At 67.2% G+C, this 15,538-nt stretch carries 18 protein-coding genes; 8 read left to right on the top strand and 10 right to left on the bottom strand.

Annotation, left to right across the window (positions count from 1 at the left end):
- Positions 1-47 precede the first annotated feature (47 nt).
- Positions 48-458, top strand: a complete 411-nt coding sequence (locus E3T49_RS09935) for an arsenate reductase ArsC (protein WP_134424745.1) — start codon at positions 48-50, stop codon at positions 456-458.
- 12 nt (positions 459-470) lie between these two features.
- Positions 471-1,139: an arsenate reductase/protein-tyrosine-phosphatase family protein gene (locus tag E3T49_RS09930; RefSeq protein WP_134424744.1), complete on the top strand. Its 669-nt coding sequence runs from the start codon at positions 471-473 to the stop codon at positions 1,137-1,139.
- 123 nt (positions 1,140-1,262) lie between these two features.
- Here E3T49_RS09930 and E3T49_RS09925 read toward each other — a convergent pair whose 3' ends face one another.
- Together E3T49_RS09925 and E3T49_RS09920 are read right to left on the bottom strand one after the other, a co-directional pair.
- Positions 1,263-3,380: a hypothetical protein gene (locus tag E3T49_RS09925; protein ID WP_134424743.1), complete on the bottom strand. Its 2,118-nt coding sequence runs from the start codon at positions 3,378-3,380 to the stop codon at positions 1,263-1,265.
- A gap of 230 nt (positions 3,381-3,610) precedes the next feature.
- On the bottom strand, positions 3,611-4,021 hold the full coding sequence (locus E3T49_RS09920) for an Hsp20/alpha crystallin family protein (RefSeq protein WP_134424742.1): 411 nt from the start codon (positions 4,019-4,021) through the stop codon (positions 3,611-3,613).
- A gap of 148 nt (positions 4,022-4,169) precedes the next feature.
- Between E3T49_RS09920 and E3T49_RS09915 the strand changes: the two genes are divergently transcribed.
- Positions 4,170-4,529, top strand: coding sequence for a TIGR02611 family protein (locus tag E3T49_RS09915; protein ID WP_134424741.1), 360 nt, complete (start codon positions 4,170-4,172; stop codon positions 4,527-4,529).
- Here the strand turns inward: E3T49_RS09915 and E3T49_RS09910 are convergent.
- Positions 4,450-4,977 carry a MarR family winged helix-turn-helix transcriptional regulator gene (locus E3T49_RS09910; RefSeq protein ID WP_134424740.1) on the bottom strand — a complete coding sequence of 176 codons (528 nt, stop codon included), beginning with the start codon at positions 4,975-4,977 and terminating at the stop codon, positions 4,450-4,452. The two genes, E3T49_RS09915 and E3T49_RS09910, sit on opposite strands and share 80 nt — an antisense overlap.
- 86 nt (positions 4,978-5,063) lie before the next feature.
- Here E3T49_RS09910 and E3T49_RS09905 point away from each other — a divergent pair, with 86 nt between their 5' ends.
- A complete protein-coding gene (locus tag E3T49_RS09905; RefSeq protein WP_134424739.1) occupies positions 5,064-5,513 on the top strand; it encodes an organic hydroperoxide resistance protein in 450 nt (149 codons plus the stop codon).
- On the opposite strand, the gene E3T49_RS09900 is transcribed toward E3T49_RS09905, so the two are convergent.
- The gene (locus E3T49_RS09900; RefSeq protein WP_134424738.1) at positions 5,510-6,205 is read right to left on the bottom strand and encodes a ScbR family autoregulator-binding transcription factor; all 696 of its coding nucleotides are present in this window, start codon (positions 6,203-6,205) and stop codon (positions 5,510-5,512) included. The genes E3T49_RS09905 and E3T49_RS09900 overlap by 4 nt on opposite strands.
- A 233-nt stretch (positions 6,206-6,438) precedes the next feature.
- Here E3T49_RS09900 and E3T49_RS09895 point away from each other — a divergent pair, with 233 nt between their 5' ends.
- Positions 6,439-6,660 (top strand): PLDc N-terminal domain-containing protein, encoded by a 222-nt coding sequence (locus E3T49_RS09895; RefSeq protein ID WP_134424737.1) that lies wholly within the window; start codon positions 6,439-6,441, stop codon positions 6,658-6,660.
- A gap of 25 nt (positions 6,661-6,685) precedes the next feature.
- Here the strand turns inward: E3T49_RS09895 and E3T49_RS09890 are convergent, their stop codons facing one another.
- Positions 6,686-7,156 carry a universal stress protein gene (locus E3T49_RS09890; protein ID WP_134424736.1) on the bottom strand — a complete coding sequence of 157 codons (471 nt, stop codon included), beginning with the start codon at positions 7,154-7,156 and terminating at the stop codon, positions 6,686-6,688.
- A gap of 122 nt (positions 7,157-7,278) precedes the next feature.
- On the opposite strand from E3T49_RS09890, the gene E3T49_RS09885 reads away from it, so the two are divergent.
- From E3T49_RS09885 to E3T49_RS09875, 3 genes are all read left to right on the top strand, one after another.
- A complete protein-coding gene (locus E3T49_RS09885; RefSeq protein ID WP_134424735.1) occupies positions 7,279-8,169 on the top strand; it encodes a hypothetical protein in 891 nt (296 codons plus the stop codon).
- A gap of 336 nt (positions 8,170-8,505) precedes the next feature.
- Positions 8,506-9,372: a hypothetical protein gene (locus E3T49_RS09880; protein WP_134424734.1), complete on the top strand. Its 867-nt coding sequence runs from the start codon at positions 8,506-8,508 to the stop codon at positions 9,370-9,372.
- 78 nt (positions 9,373-9,450) lie between these two features.
- Positions 9,451-9,888, top strand: coding sequence for a DUF1801 domain-containing protein (locus E3T49_RS09875; protein ID WP_134424733.1), 438 nt, complete (start codon positions 9,451-9,453; stop codon positions 9,886-9,888).
- Between the two features lie 162 nt (positions 9,889-10,050).
- Here the strand turns inward: E3T49_RS09875 and nrdF are convergent, their stop codons facing one another.
- From nrdF to E3T49_RS09850, 5 genes are all read right to left on the bottom strand, one after another.
- Positions 10,051-11,025 (bottom strand): class 1b ribonucleoside-diphosphate reductase subunit beta, encoded by a 975-nt coding sequence (gene nrdF, locus E3T49_RS09870; RefSeq protein ID WP_134394886.1) that lies wholly within the window; start codon positions 11,023-11,025, stop codon positions 10,051-10,053.
- Positions 11,026-11,104: 79 nt separating this feature from the next.
- Positions 11,105-13,237 (bottom strand): class 1b ribonucleoside-diphosphate reductase subunit alpha, encoded by a 2,133-nt coding sequence (gene nrdE, locus E3T49_RS09865; RefSeq protein WP_134424766.1) that lies wholly within the window; start codon positions 13,235-13,237, stop codon positions 11,105-11,107.
- Between the two features lie 5 nt (positions 13,238-13,242).
- Positions 13,243-13,647, bottom strand: a complete 405-nt coding sequence (gene nrdI, locus E3T49_RS09860) for a class Ib ribonucleoside-diphosphate reductase assembly flavoprotein NrdI (protein ID WP_134424732.1) — start codon at positions 13,645-13,647, stop codon at positions 13,243-13,245.
- A 77-nt stretch (positions 13,648-13,724) separates the two neighbouring features.
- A complete protein-coding gene (nrdH, locus tag E3T49_RS09855; RefSeq protein WP_134363478.1) occupies positions 13,725-13,958 on the bottom strand; it encodes a glutaredoxin-like protein NrdH in 234 nt (77 codons plus the stop codon).
- Between the two features lie 469 nt (positions 13,959-14,427).
- Positions 14,428-15,417 (bottom strand): hypothetical protein, encoded by a 990-nt coding sequence (locus E3T49_RS09850; protein ID WP_134424731.1) that lies wholly within the window; start codon positions 15,415-15,417, stop codon positions 14,428-14,430.
- Positions 15,418-15,538: the final 121 nt, after the last annotated feature.

The following is a 15,538-nucleotide window of genomic DNA, read 5'->3' as shown; positions in this document are numbered from 1 at the left end:
AAACCCCCCCCCCCCCCCCCCCAGAAAATGAAAAAGGAATGCCGATCATGACCGAAAAGCCCACCGTTCTCTTCGTCTGCGTGCACAACGCGGGCCGCTCCCAGATGGCCGCCGGCTACATGACGGCCCTGTCCGAAGGCCGCGTCGAGGTGCTCTCCGCCGGCTCGGCGCCGAAAGACCAGATCAACCCCGTCGCCATCGAGGCCATGAACGAGGAGGGCATCGACATCGCGCACAACGTGCCGAAGATCCTCACCACCGAGGCCGTGAAGGAATCGGACGTCGTGATCACCATGGGCTGTGGCGACACCTGCCCGATCTTCCCCGGCAAGCGCTACGAGGACTGGGAACTCGCCGACCCGGCCGGCCAGGGCATCGAGTCCGTGCGCCCGATCCGCGACGAGATCAAGGCCCGCATCCAGGCCCTGCTCGCCGAGATCCTGCCCGCCCAGGCATAGGTTCGACCCGCCATGAGCGATCTGAGCGCACGCAATGCCCTGCCCGGGCTGGCCTTCCCCGAGGAGTCCCTGCGGCGGCTGGCTGCTGACCTCACCCGGCGGTTCTCGGGCATTTTCGGCGGCGAGACGATCGAGCGCTATGTGCTCGAGTCGTACACGTCGCTGCTGCGCACGTCGACGGTCACGGCGTTCCTCGTGACCAACACGGGGCGTTACGCCACGGATCGCCTGACCGCGCTGGCCCAGGCCAAGGGTGCGATCGAGAAGGACGTCCCCGAGGTGCTGTTCGTCTGCGAGCAGAACGCGGGGCGGTCCCAGATGGCGGCCGTGCTGACCCAGGCCCTGTCCGGCGGCCGGGTGCACGTGCGTTCGGCCGGTTCGGCGCCGGCCAAGGGTTTGAACCCCACGGTGATGGCGGTGATGACGGAGCTCGGCCTCGATTTCCAGGACGAGTTCCCGAAACCACTGACGGATGACGTCGTGCAGGCCGCCGACGTCGTCGTCACCATGGGCTGCGGAGACGCCTGCCCGGTCTACCCGGGCAAGCTCTACCAGGACTGGGCCCTGACCGACCCGGCCGGGCAGCCGATCGAGGAGGTGCGTCGCATCCGGGACCAGATCCGGCGCCAGGTCGAGGCCATGCTCGCGACGCTCGGCGTCGATCCGCAGCCACTGCCCTAGGCCCAGCCGTAGCCCGAGTGACACTCGCCACGCGAGAGTGCCCGTTCCGGTCGAGAGTGACCCGCACAGCGGGCACTCTCGACCGGAACGGGCACGGTCAGTGTTCGGACCGGGGAACCGGCCCTACTTGCGCACCAGCTTCGCCACCGTGAACCCGCCGGCGGCGACCGTCACGGCCCCCGTCTTCGGGGCCTTCTTGTCGACGGATGCGACAGGCTTGCCAGTCGCATCGAACGCCTGCTGCGCCAGCTTGTAGCCGCGCGGCACGACGACCGTGCGCACACTGGTCTCGTTCGCGGCGCTGACGTACACCGTGGACTCCCCCGCCGAACCGGTCACCGTGATCGTCGAGATCAGCGGCTGGATCAGCAGCGCGTCAACGGATGCCGCCCCACCGGCAACGCCGACGACGGCGGTGTCCACGCCCGGCAGTGCCTCCTCGAGCGAGAGCGGCATCAGGCGTCCCGGGGCATCCGTGATGCCCTGCGCGCCCGCGCCGCCGTTACTCGTAGCGCCCAGCGCCGACGAAGCGGAGGACCAGGTCGTGGTCCCGGAGTCGGCCTCACCCTGGTTCACGATCGGGAAGACGTTGCGAGCCTGGTCGGTGGCGGGAACCGGGATGCTCAGCGAGTCGCCCGCAGCCAGCGCCACGTAGGCGCCGCCGGAGAGGTTGGCCTCGCCGGTCCACGACGACGGCGGCGTGACCACGGCTCCGCTGCCGGTGATGGTGCCGGACTCGGCCTCGACAACGCTGAGCCCCACCGTGGAGACGGTCTCGTCGATGCCGAGGGCCTTGGCCTTCAGCTTCGGATTCGCGTCCAGGGTGAGCATGGTCATCAGGGCATGGATGGTGGATTCCGCGCCCGAGTTGGGGTTGATCCGGCCGTCCTGCTCGATGCCGTCGATAGCGGTGCCGGTGGCCGGGTTGTAGGCCGGGGCTCCGTTCGGGTTGGCGCCGAAGAACCAGCCGGCGGTCACTGCGGCGAGGTCGAGCAGACCGGGAGCGTTCGCGGCCTTCGCCGTCGCGACGAGACCCTGCACCCGGGAGTCGACGCCATAGGCGATCTGGGCCTCACCCGGGGTGGGGCTCCAGGCGTTGTCCGGTCCGCCGGCGGCGAGCAGCTGCGGGGTGAACTGGGCGGCGTCCTTTACGGCGGCGCCAAGCAGGTCGGAGCGCCCGAGCACGGTGGACGCGGTGGCGACGGCGGCCGGGGCCAGTCCGCCCCAGGCGTGCCACAGGGTCTGCGACTTGTTCCACGGCATGATCGCGCCGTAGGGCCACTCGGTGGCGGAGCCGGCGGACATCTCGGCGACGCCCTCGGAGAGCTGGGTCAGCGCTGTGCGCGCGGAGGCGTCGTCCGGGACGGCCGTGACATAGGCGGCGAGGCCGAGCGCGGCCTCGGCCGAGGCATCCGCCCCGCCCGCGATCAGCCAGGCCGGCACGTTCACTCCGTCGGCCACGTCGTAGGTGCCGTACTTGCCGAGCGACTGGCGCTCGAGGGAGTCGAGCGAGAGGTGTAGGCGGTCCTGCAGGAACGACGCGAACTCCGGGTCGGTGTCCTGGAACGCCGCGTAACCCTCACCGAGGGCCCAGACGGTGCGGGCCACCCAGTAGGACTCGGCCGAATCGCTCGGGTCGGGCAGTTCCACCGGGCTGGCGCTGGGGGTCAGAGTGCCGTCGGCCTGCTGCCAGAGCACGACGTTGCCGGCGTTCGGGCCGGTCGTGGTCTGCAGGTACGTGAGGGAGCGCAGCGTCTGCACCGCGTGCTCGCGGCTGGTCTCGTCGCCGGTCTGCTGCCAGTGGCGCAGGTAGACGACCGCCGTGCGGGCCACGTCGTCGGCGTTGTATGCACCCTGAGTCCAGTGCCCGGTCGCGGGGTCGAGGCTTCCGCCACCGACCCGGCCGTAGCTTCCGTCGGCGTTCTTGTCGGAGTAGGTCCACGGCGCCTGGGCGGTGGGCTGCTCATCGATCTGATACGTGGTGTGCCCGGGGATCTCGGTCAGCGGCACGGTGTCGAGCAGGAAGTTCAGGTGCGACAGATTGGTCAGCGGTGTGGAGGCCGGCCTCGGCTTGAGGGCGGCCGCTGAGGCGAGCCCGGCAGCGGCGGTTCCGGGCGGCGGAGCCGCGGCTGCCGCGGCAGTTCCTGCTCCCAGGAGGAGCATCGAGACCGCGGCGGTGAGGGCCACGGCTTTCATTGATCGTGTGCGGGGGGACTCTGAGCGAACAGCGATGTACGTCATTTCTTCTCTCCTGGTTCAAGCCTGAACCGGTTTGGTATCACCAACTAAACCGGTTAAGGCCGACCGAGTCAAGAGAATCGCGGCAATGCGTCCCCCATTCGGGGCCGCACGGCGCCCCCCGTCAACCCATGAAAGTGCCCGTTCCGGTCGAGAGTGCCCGGCCTGCCGGGCACTCTCGACCGGAACGGGCACTGTGAGTGCGCGGTTCGCGTCGCGGTCGCGGTGCGGGCTCAGCTGCGGGCGATCTGCACCTTCTTGGTCGACTCGGTGACCTCGGGCACCGGCACGCGCACTTCCAGCACGCCGTCCCGGTACGACGCCGTGACATCCTCTTCCTTGACCCCGCGGGGCAGCACGATGTCGCGCGTGAACGATCCGTACCGGAACTCACTCCGGTAACCGTCCTTGCCCTTGTGCTCGGTCTTCTCCTGCCGCTCCGCCTGGATGTGCAGCACGCCGTCGCTGACCGACACGTCGACATCCTTGTCCGGGTCGATGCCGGGCATTTCGGCCTTCACGACGAGGTTGTCACCGTCGCGGAATTCCTCCACGCGCAGTGAGGGGGCGTCCCAGTCACCCTCGAAAAAGCGCCGCACAGGCTCCGGCATCTCGAAGCGTTCGCGCTTTGCAATTGCAGCCATGATTCGTCTCCTCCAGTTGACCCGGATGTTCCTCCAGATGCCGCACACAGTACCCCCGGGGCCGACCCCACGCCCCGGCCCCAGGCAGCAACGGCGGCGACGGATGCCCGCGCAGCCGCTTCCCAGCGTCCCGCTTTACCCTGAACGCATGACCGTCTCCCTCCAGCGCGACATCGACAGCGGACGCAGCTCCGGGCACCCGATCCGGCGCTTCCTGCGCCGCAGTCGCGCGTGGGTGGACCGGTATCCGCGACTGCGCTGGGTCTACCGGGTCCTGGTCGGTGTGCTCGGCTCCACGGTGGCCGTGATCGGCCTGATCCTGGTGCCGCTGCCCGGCCCCGGCTGGCTGGTCGTCTTCCTCGGCATCGCGATCCTCGGCACGGAGTTCCCTGCCGCGCACCGCCTCGCGGTGGTGCTCAAGCGCATCCTCACGACCGTGTGGGCGTGGTGGCGCTCCCGCCGGGCCCGCGCGTCCGCCGGAACGTCGACCGCTTCGGCTGGGTCTTGAGCTCGGTGCGCACCGAGCCGAGAATCCTCGTCACCGTCGCCAGATCCTCCGCGCTGATCCGGTCGAACAGCATGCCCCGCACCAGCCGTACATAGCCGGGGACGCCTTTGGTCAGGCAGTCCCGGCCGGCCGGTGTGAGGTGGGCCATCACCGAGCGCTCATCGCCGGCGGCCGGGCGCCGCTCCACCAGGCCGCGCTGCTCGAGTTGGCCGATCTGGTAGGTGAGACCGCTCCGGGAGACCGTGAGCTCGTCGGCGATATCGGTCATCCGGCGCGCCGATCCCGGCCCCTCACCGATGCGCGCCAGAATCTCGAACTGCGCCAGCGACAGCCCGACGCTCCCCCGCAGCTCGCGGTCGGCGGCGTACTGCACGGTGTTCGACGTCTCGAAAATTGCGGCCCAGGCCTGCATCTCGGCGGGGGTCACCGCGGGTTCGGGAATACTCATCGACCGTCCCTAGTTGTTTCGAATACGAAGCACTTCCTGCGGAGCACACACCCAGTCTCTCCCGCCACGCCCCGAAAGAGGACACCATGAGCACGACCACCCCCACGAGCACCACCGTCTACACCGCCTCCGCGACCTCCTGGGGCGGGCGAAGCGGCAAGGTCGTCACGAGCGACAACAAGCTCCAGCTGGACCTGTCGATCCCCGCCGAAATGGGCGGCGACAACGGCCCCGGCACCAACCCCGAGCAGCTCTTCGCCAGCGGCTGGGCCGCCTGCTTCCACAACGCCCTCAAGGGGGTCGCACGTCAGCAGAAGCTGGACGTGGCCGACTCCGCCGTCACGCTGACCGTCAACCTGATCGGCGGAATGGCCACCGGCTTCGACTTCGAGGTCACGATCGAGGCCCAGCTGCCCGGCATCGACGAGGCCACCGCCCAGGCTGCCCTCGAGGCCGCCCACCAGGTCTGCCCGTACTCGCGTGCCACCCGCGGCAACATCGCCGTGAACCTGGTCGTCGTCAGCGACGAAGACTAGGCACCGGGAGCGGCCGGGCCCGTCCGGGTCCGGCCCGCCACGTCATAGTCGTGCCGCAGCAGAGCCGGCAGGGCGGCCAGGTTCGCCCGACGCTCGGCCGGCAGCGCGGCGGAGAGCAGGCCCGGCAACAGCAGCGTCCACATCTCCTCCACCCTCTGGTAGAGGTCGTCCCGGCCGGTGAGCACCTCGGACACGGTCTGCACGCCCGTGAAGGCCGGACTGATGAAGTGCGCGGCCGCCTCGACGTTCAGTTCGGCGGCCGCATCGCCCTCGTCGATCGCACGCCGCAGCAGTCGGCCGCACATGTCGATCCAGTCGATGTAGGGCGCCGCAACGGGCACCGAGAAATTGGAGGCCTCCAGGGTGAGACGGATGCCCGCGCTCACCACCGGGTCGTCCCGGAGGGTCTTCGCCATCGCGAACGTCATTCTGATCGCGGCGTCCAACCCGGGCCGGGTGCTCCCCAGATACTCCGCGCCGAGGGCGATGGACGACTCGTGCTGCGTCTCGATCACGGCGAGCGCGAGGGCTTCCTTGGACGCGAAGTGAAAGTACAGCGCGCCCTTGGTGACTCCGGCGGCCGCTTCCAGACCGGCGAGGGTCGTGCTGCCGTAGCCGTGCTCCCGGAATGCTTGCGCCGCGCCGCGGATGATCGCCGCCCGCGTTCCGATCGCCCGTTGCTGCTGCGCCATGCCACTCCTCGATTCGATCCCGGTCCCAGCGTAGCGACCGCCCCGACCAGGCTGGCCCGGCAGCTCGCCGAAGCATCCGTCGCCGGCCAGCAATCCGCCGGGAATACTCCCGGCGGAAGATACTGTTTGGTATGGTTTAGGTTCACGATGCCTTCACGGGGGACAGCCGCGGCGAGTTTGTCGCCGTCTGCTGCGGGGATGCATCGCCGGGGAATCAATGTGGGGGGTCACAGATGATCGACAGCGCAAGCATGGTGCAGGTTGCCGCACTCGGACTCGGGGGCCTCGCGGTGCTGGGGAGCATCGCCCTCATCATCGCGGCACTGGTGCAGATCACCCGCGCGTTCCACCTTCATGAGGCGGCGCGGGCGAGCTGGGCACTGGCCGTCATCTGCGCGCCGGTCTTCGGCGCCGTGGCGTGGTTCGCCGTGGGCAACCGGATCGACGCCGACTGAGGCGGATTGGACCGAGGTGGCACCGCTAACTGTTCGGGCGCACGACCAGCACCGGGCATTTGGCGTGCCGCACGCACTGCTCGCTCACGGAGCCCAGCAGCATTCCGCTGAGTCCGCCGCGCCCGCGGGAACCGACGACGAGCATCCGTGCGCCCCGGGACGCATCGACGAGGGACTTCAACGGGCTGGCATAGACGGCCCGGTATTCGACCTTCAGGTCGGGGTGGCGGGCCACCTCGGCCATCACGGCCTCGACGAGTTCTTCGCGCACCGCGCCGGCGTACTCCTCGATCGAGGAGACATAGCCGAACGTCCAGTTGGCCGGGCGCGGCGCCGTGTCGATGGACCATGCACGCACCAGAACGACCGGCGCGTGCAGCTGCTGGGCCAGGTCGAGTGCCACGGCCACGGCGTGATCGGCATAGCCCGATCCGTCGTGCCCGACGACGATGGTGTCGCTGGAGGCGGGAGTCTGTTCTTGCTGTGTGTCCGGCATGACCCCAAACTACTCCGGGCCCGCCCGCCCTGCCGTGCCCCGCGGCTGCGTGTCGAAACCGCTGCAGCCGACCGCGCCGCACTCCCAGCCCTTTCCCGCCGGGCCCCGCTAAGGTCTCCCCTATGACGTACCTGGGCACGCCGCGTCGACGCCTGGCCGCAGTGGCGGTCGGCGTCACCCTGGCCCTGGCGGCCGGCGGCCTGGCTCTGGCGACATCCGTCCGCACGACCGACACGGCCGATGGCCCGGCGGTGTTCGAACCCGGCGCGATCATCAGCGACTACAACTTCTTCAACGCCGCCGCCCTGACCGAGCCGCAGATCCAGGCGTTCCTGGCAGACCGCTCCTGCCTCCCCCGCGACGAGTCACCGTGCCTGACGGACTACGAGGAGAGCACCGAGAGCCAGCCGGCGCAGGGCGACGGGCACTGTGCCGCCTACCCGGGTGGCCGCAACGAGTCGGCCAGCCGCATCATCGCGAAGGTGTCCGCGGCGTGCAACATCAGCCCGAAGGTGCTGCTGGTGCTGCTGCAGAAGGAGCAGTCCCTGCTCACCCGGCCGAGCGCATCCGGCTATCTGCGCGCCACCGGCTACGGATGCCCCGACACGGCCGACTGCGACGCGCAGTACTTCGGCTTCTTCAACCAGGTCTACCGGGCGGCCTGGCAGTTCCGGCAGTACACGCAGGAGCCCGAACGCGCCTACAAGATCGGCACCGTACGCGTGGGGTTCAATCCGGATGCGACGTGCGGGGCGACATCCGTGTCGATCCGGAATCAGGCCACCGCGAACCTGTACAACTACACGCCGTACCAGCCCAACGAGGCAGCGCTGACAGAACCGGGCACCGACGGCGACGGATGCTCGACGCACGGCAACCTGAATTTCTGGCGGTTCTACAACCAGTGGTTCGGGTCGTCCCAGTCGGTGGGCTACCCGACGGCGTTCAACTCGTGCCTGAACCTCGTCGGCGGCCAGCCCTGCCGCGACCACGGGCTGCTGCCCACCCCCTGACCGCGCCCTCGCCAGGCAGGTTCGCGGCGGGTTTCTCCGCGCAGAGCGTAATCGCCCTGACCGCACCCTGGGGCACGGGATTCAGTCAGCCCGTTTACTGAGGCCGCCGGTATGACAGGCTCAATCCCTGGTCAGGCGTTATTCTTCAGCCCGGATGACCACTCGTGGTTCGGGTTTGGTTCCCGGCAACACGCCCATCGAAACGAGCGGGCGTCCGCCCCGATTCCCAGCCCGCACGGACCGGCCACCCACTCCCGGTACCTAAGCTCCTCCGATGACTACGAACGGTCGATCGGGTATTTCACCGGCCGGCCGCCGCAATCGAAAGGATCCACTGTGAACAAGCACCAGATCAACCCGGCAACCGCCACCTCTCGCACCAAGCGGGTCGCCCTCGGCGCCGCCTCCGTGCTGACCGCCGGAGCACTGCTCGGCGTCGGCGCCCAGGGTGCCACCGCCGCCCCGCTCAGCTCCGAGACCACGTCGAGTTCCAGTTCGAGCGCCGGCGGGAGCTCCACCACCACGACCGACGCGTTCCTGGCGTCGATCACGACGGAGCTGCGTGCCGACCTCTCACACGGGCAGAGCTGGAACGTGAAGGCCCAGAACGTGGCCACCACGGTCTCGGAGCACGCTGAACTCTTCGAGAGTCTGCCGGCGAACCTGCAGGATGACCTGACCACGCTCACGGATGCCTCCGGCGCGGCTGAGCGGGCCGCCGCCGTCGACACCGTTCGCACCACGGCCCTCGCCGGGGGCTACGGCGAGGAGATCACCACGATCGCCGAGGCCGTTCGGGACAACCCGCAGCATCCGCTGGCCGCAGCCGTCCGCGCCGCCCTGGGCAGTGATGTCGGCACCGCGACGGGTGCCGAGCCGGAAGCGGCCACGGACACCGGTTTCTCGGTGACGGAGCTGGCCCTCCACCTCGCCGACAATGCCGCGCTTCTCGAGAAGCTGCCCGCCGACCTGCAGGACGATCTGGCCGACCTGAAGAGCGTGCCGGCCGACGAGCAGGAAGCAGCGGCGCAGGCGCTGGAAGCCGCCGCTCTGAACGGTGACTACGGAACCGAGATCCAGAAGCTTGCCGAACGGGTCCAGACGCACGTCGCCGCCGAGGCAGACGCTGACGCCAACGTGGGTGGAGACGCCGACGCAGGTGCCGGAGCGGGTGCCGACGCGGACGTCCACGCCGGAAACTAGCACCCCCGCACAACGGATGGCCGGAAGCGCACCGCTTCCGGCCATCCGTCTGCCCGGCGACCGCGGCATACTGGGGCCATGGCCGAGAACAAGACGCAGCCGACGGATGCCTCCGTCCAGGAATTCCTCGACGCCGCGACGCCCGACCGCCGCCGCGAGGACGGCAAGGCACTCGCCGCGATCTTCCGCGAGGTGACCGGCGAGAACCCGGTCATGTGGGGTCCGTCGATCGTGGGCTACGGCAGCTTTCGCTATGTGTCGCCCGCGAACCCGCGCACGCACGGCGACTGGATGAAGACGGGGTTCTCGCCGCGCAAGACGCAACTGTCCATCTACGGGCTCAAGGACCTTCCCGAGGGTGCCGCGCTCCTCCCGCAACTCGGCGCCTACACGGAGGGTGCCGGCTGCGTCTACGTGAAGAAGCTCGACGACATCGACCTCGACGTTCTGCGGCGCCTGGTCGCGATCGCCTGGTCGCGCGGCGACGACCCCGCGCCGGCACCGACCCCAGGGTAGGTCACGGCGCGGATCGACGACGCGCCGCCCGCCACGCGCCACCACCAGCCGCACCCCGCCGCACCCCGCCCAACAGACAGTTCCGGTCGAGTTCGCCTGGCGGAGCAGGCGATCTCGACCGGAACTGTCGACGTCGGTGGCGCGGTCACACGACCGGAGGAGCTAGAAGTCCCAGTCGGCGTCTTCCGTGTTGACGGCCTTACCGATGACGTAGGAGGAGCCCGACCCGGAGAAGAAGTCGTGGTTCTCGTCGGCGTTCGGCGAGAGCGCGGCCAGGATGGCCGGGTTCACGTCGGTGACGGTCTTCGGGAACATGGCCTCGTAGCCGAGGTTCATCAGCGCCTTGTTTGCGTTGTAGTGCAGGAACTTCTTGACGTCTTCGGTCAGACCGTGCTCGTCGTAGAGGTCCTGCGTGTACTGGATCTCGTTCTCGTAGAGCTCGAACATGAGATTGAAGGTGTAGTCCTTGATCTCATCGCGGCGCTCCTGCGAGGCAGCCTCGAGTCCCTTCTGGAACTTGTAGCCGATGTAGTAACCGTGCACGGCTTCATCCCGGATGATCAGACGGATGAGGTCGGCCGTGTTGGTGAGGCGGGCGCGGCTGGAGAAGTACATCGGCAGGTAGAAGCCCGAGTAGAACAGGAACGACTCGAGCAGCACCGAGGCGACCTTGCGCTTGAGCGGGTCGTCGCCCTGGTAGTACTTCATGATGATCTCGGCCTTGCGCTGCAGGTTGACGTTCTCCGTCGACCAGCGGAACGCCTCGTCGATCTCCTTCGTCGACGCGAGGGTCGAGAAGATCGACGAGTAGCTCTTGGCGTGCACGGACTCCATGAACGCGATGTTCGTGTAGACGGCCTCTTCGTGGGGCGTGATCGCATCCGGAATCAGCGACACGGCACCCACGGTGCCCTGGATCGTGTCGAGCAGGGTCAGGCCCGTGAACACGCGCAGGGTGAGCAGCTGCTCCGCCGGGGTGAGCGTGGCCCAGGACTGCACGTCGTTCGACAGCGGCACCTTCTCCGGCAGCCAGAAGTTGTTCGTGAGGCGGTTCCACACCTCGACGTCTTTTTCGTCTTCGATCTTGTTCCAGTTGATCGCGTCAACGTGGGAGACGAGCTTGAGCTTGTCAATCATTGGTTGTTCCTTAGTCGGCAGTTCACAGGCGATTCAGTAGTCGGGAGGCTCAGCACGAACGCACTCACAGCACCGGTATTCACAGGGCGCAGGAGACGCAACCCTCGACTTCGGTTCCCTCGAGGGCCATCTGGCGCAGACGGATGTAGTAGATCGTCTTGATGCCCTTTTTCCACGCGTAGATCTGGGCGCGGTTGATGTCGCGGGTCGTGGCGGTGTCCTTGAAGAACAACGTCAGCGACAGACCCTGGTCCACGTGCTGCGTGGCAGCGGCGTAGGTGTCGATGACCTTCTCGTAGCCGACCTCGTAGGCGTCCTGGTAGAACTCCGTGTTGTCGTTCGTCATGAACGGCGCCGGGTAGTAGACGCGGCCGAGCTTGCCTTCCTTGCGGATCTCGATCTTCGACGCGATCGGGTGGATCGATGCGGTCGAGTTGTTGATGTAGGAGATCGACCCGGTCGGCGGCACGGCCTGCAGGTTCTGGTTGTAGATGCCGTGCTCCATGACGGATGTCTTGAGCTCGGCCCACTCGGCCTGCGTGGGGATGTGCACGTCGGCCTGCGCGAACAGCTCGGCGCCGCGCGCGGTGGCCGGCTCCCAGACCTGGTCGGTGTACTTGTCGAAGAACGCGCCGGACGCGTAGGTGGAGTCCTCGAAGCCGACGAAGGCGTGGCCGCGTTCGATGGCCAGTTTGTTGGAGGCGCGGATGGCGTGGAACAGCACCGTGTAGAAGTAGATGTTGGTGAAGTCGATGCCCTCTTCGCTGCCGTAGTAGATGCGCTCACGGGCGAGGTAGCCGTGCAGGTTCATCTGGCCCAGGCCGATGGCGTGCGACTTGTCGTTGCCGTCCTCGATCGAGCGCACGGAGGAGATGTGGCTCTGCTCCGACACCGAGCTGAGGCCGCGGATGGCGGTCTCGACGGTCTTGCCGAAGTCGGGCGCATCCATGGCCAGGGCGATGTTCATCGACCCGAGGTTGCAGGAGATGTCCTTGCCGATCTGGTCGTAGGACAGGTCCTCGTTGTACGTGGTCGGGGTGTTGACCTGGAGGATCTCCGAGCAGAGGTTCGACATGTTGACGCGACCCTTGATCGGGTTCGCCGCGTTGACGGTGTCCTCGAACATGATGTACGGGTAGCCGGATTCGAACTGGATCTCGGCGAGCGTCTGGAAGAAGTCGCGGGCCTTCATCTTGGACTTCTTGATGCGCGGGTCGTCGACCATCTCGTGGTACTTCTCGCTCACGGAGATGTCCGCGAACGGCACCCCGTAGACGCGCTCCACGTCGTAGGGCGAGAACAGGTACATGTCCTCGTCTTTTTTGGCCAGCTCGAACGTGATGTCGGGCACGACGACGCCGAGGGACAGCGTCTTGATGCGCACCTTCTCGTCGGCGTTCTCCCGCTTGGTGTCGAGGAAGCGCATGATGTCGGGGTGGTGCGCGTGCAGGTAGACCGCACCGGCACCCTGGCGGGCGCCGAGCTGGTTGGCGTAGCTGAAGGAGTCTTCGAGCAGCTTCATCACGGGGATGATTCCGCTGGACTGGTTCTCGATCTGCTTGATCGGTGCACCGGACTCACGGATGTTGCTGAGCAGCAACGCCACGCCGCCGCCGCGCTTCGACAGCTGCAGCGACGAGTTGATGCCGCGGGAGATCGACTCCATGTTGTCTTCGATGCGGAGCAGGAAGCAGGAGACGAGCTCGCCGCGCTGCGCCTTGCCGGAGTTCAGGAAGGTGGGGGTGGCCGGCTGGAAACGGCCGGCGATGATCTCCTCGACGAGGGAGATCGCGAGCTGCTCGTCGCCCTGGGCCAGGCCCAGCGCGGTCATCACGACGCGGTCTTCGAAGCGTTCGAGGTAGCGCTTGCCGTCGAACGTCTTCAGCGTGTACGAGGTGTAGTACTTGAACGCGCCGAGGAAGGTCTGGAAGCGGAACTTCTTCGAGTACGCCAGCTTGTTGAGGTCGGTGATGAACTCGAACGAGTACTGGTCGAGCACGGCCTGCTCGTAGTATTCCTTCTCAACCAGGTAGTCGAGGCGTTCGCGCAGCGTGTGGAAGAACACCGTGTTTTGGTTCACGTGCTGCAGGAAGAACTCCCGCGCGGCTTCGCGGTCCTTGTCGAACTGGATTTCCCCGTTCGGGCCATACAGGTTGAGCATGGCGTTCAGGGAGTGATAATCCATCGCCAGGCCGGCTGCCGGGTGAGCCATCGTCTTCACGGCTGTTGCTTCCAAAATGATTCCAATCCGTCGTGGACGATGCGCACATCATCCGGAGTTCCAAATACTTCAAAGCGAAACATGTGGGGCACCTTGCACTTCTGGGCGATGATGTCCCCGGCGAGGCAGTACGCCACGCCGAAATTGGTGTTGCCCGCGCCGATGACGCCGCGGATGAGCGAGCGGTTCCGCTCGTCGTTCAGGAACTTGATGACCTGCTTGGGAACCGCGCCCTTGTTCTCGCCGCCGCCGTAGGTCGGCACGACCAGCACATAGGGCTCGTCGACGACGAGCGGCTCGTCGCGCGCGTGGAGCGGGATGCGGGCCGCCGGGCGGCCCAGCTTCTCAATGAAGCGGTGCGTATTGCCCGAGGTGCTGGAGAAGTAGACAATATCGGTCATGGAACACCCCCTGTCGTTGAGAAGTCGGCACGCCAAACGCCGCAGTTTTCTGCGACGCCGCCCCTGGCGACGCGGTGTTACGCGAGGCGCTGCGCGAGCTCGTTGATCTTGTCGGGACGGAAGCCCGACCAGTGGTCCTCGTCGGTGATGACGACGGGAGCCTGCAGGTAGCCCAAGGCCTTGACGGCTTCCAGCGCGTTCTCGTCGACCGACAGGTCGAGGATTTCGTATTCGATGCCCTTGTTGTCCAGGGCGCGGTAGGTCGCAGTGCACTGCACGCAGGAGGGCTTGGTGTAGACCGTGATTGCCATGGTGGGCCTTTCTCGTCGTTCAGGAATCAGTTTCAAACTCAGTTCAAACATCGTGCTCAAAATCGGTTTTCATGTGAAATCTGAAGTTCAAGACGTGCTGTATGTCGAACTGCAATACTACATCTAGTGATGCTCAAAGGGAACGGCCACTACATGCAGTAGTTACAAGTATGTAGTTATCCACCGACATTCCACCGGTTGTGCACAGCCCCGCGGATGCGAGTCGAGCCGAATCACGCGGAAGGCGGCCGAGTTATCCACAGGCAGCCCCCGGGCAGAACTCGCGCCTGTGGAAACCCTGTCGGCGTGTCGCGCCCGACCCGCGGCCCGGCACTTCGCTCGCGGCTCCACGGTCGCGGCGCACCTTATGGAAGCGGGCGCACGTTAGAGCGTGCGCCTCCTTCCATAAGGTGCGCCGCGACATCCGTAAGGTGCGCCGCGACATCCGCAGGATGCGCCACGGCATCCGTCAGGCCCGGGGCACCCCGTGCTCGGCCAGGAACCGGTGGAAGCGCTGCGGTGAGAGCGCCAGGTCCCACACCCAGCGGTCGAAGCTGTTCGAGTGGCGGCGCAGCGCATCCTCCCGGCGCTTCTCCGCCCAGACGACCTCCCCCGGATCCCGGTCGCCGAGCACCGCACCGCGGGTGTACTTCTGCTTACCGTCGAACTCACCGATCTTGCGAATGCGGCGCCAGTAGAAGTCCACCCAGTAGTCCTGCCCGTCCACGTCGGGAAAACAGACCTGCAGCTCGGGCACCTCAAAGCCGAGCTGGAACATCCGCACCCGGCTGAGGGACTCACCGCCGTTCGCCGACAGCCCGTTCCCGAAGGCGATGGCGCGCTCGGCCTGTCGCGCGCCGGCACGCGGGCTCACCGCCGCAAGCTCGGCGAACAGGTCCTCCTTGGTGAGCGCACGGCGACCACGGATGCCTCGGTGCGCCTCGGACGCGACCCGCTCCTGCTCGACTCGCAGGGCATGGTCGATCATGGTGACGCCCACGAGAAAGCTGGTGCTCGCCGCGACATCGACCAGGGTGCGCGGCAGCGAGGTCACCGCGATTCCCTCGATGAGGACCGGGTCGGGTGCAGGGGCCCCGCGATGGCTGGTTGTGAACCGGGCGTTGCTGCCTCCGGAGGCATCCGGGTCGATCATGTGCACGGAACGTGGCCAGGCCCCGATGATCGGCAGCCCATGCAGAACCGCCGCAGAGCCGTGCGACAGCACGAGCGGCCGGGCGGCGGCCAGGGCCGTCGAGAGCACGAACAGACGGTAGCGCTGATCGGGGTCGGCCGCGCGCCACACCTCCCCCGGCACGTAGATGCCCCGGCGCGTGCGTACGAGTGCTCCACCGCGGATCAGGGAGTCCACGGCGTGCGAGTTGAGGCCGCTTTCTCGGAGCGCGGCGTAGGTGATGAGCCCGTCGAGGCGGGCCCTGACGATGTCCAGGAGTTCAGTCATGCCTCACCCTGCGGCCGGACCGCCGGCCCTGAGCGGGTGCGACGGGCATCCGTGCACAACGGGGGAAAACGGCGGCTGGGGACGACAGGATGCGGCAACCTCGGTCTCGGTCGAATACCGG

Origin of the sequence: Cryobacterium cryoconiti, assembly GCF_004403065.1 — a bacterium.
GTDB lineage: Bacteria > Actinomycetota > Actinomycetes > Actinomycetales > Microbacteriaceae > Cryobacterium > Cryobacterium cryoconiti.
This window is presented reverse-complemented; position numbering and strand designations above follow the sequence as displayed.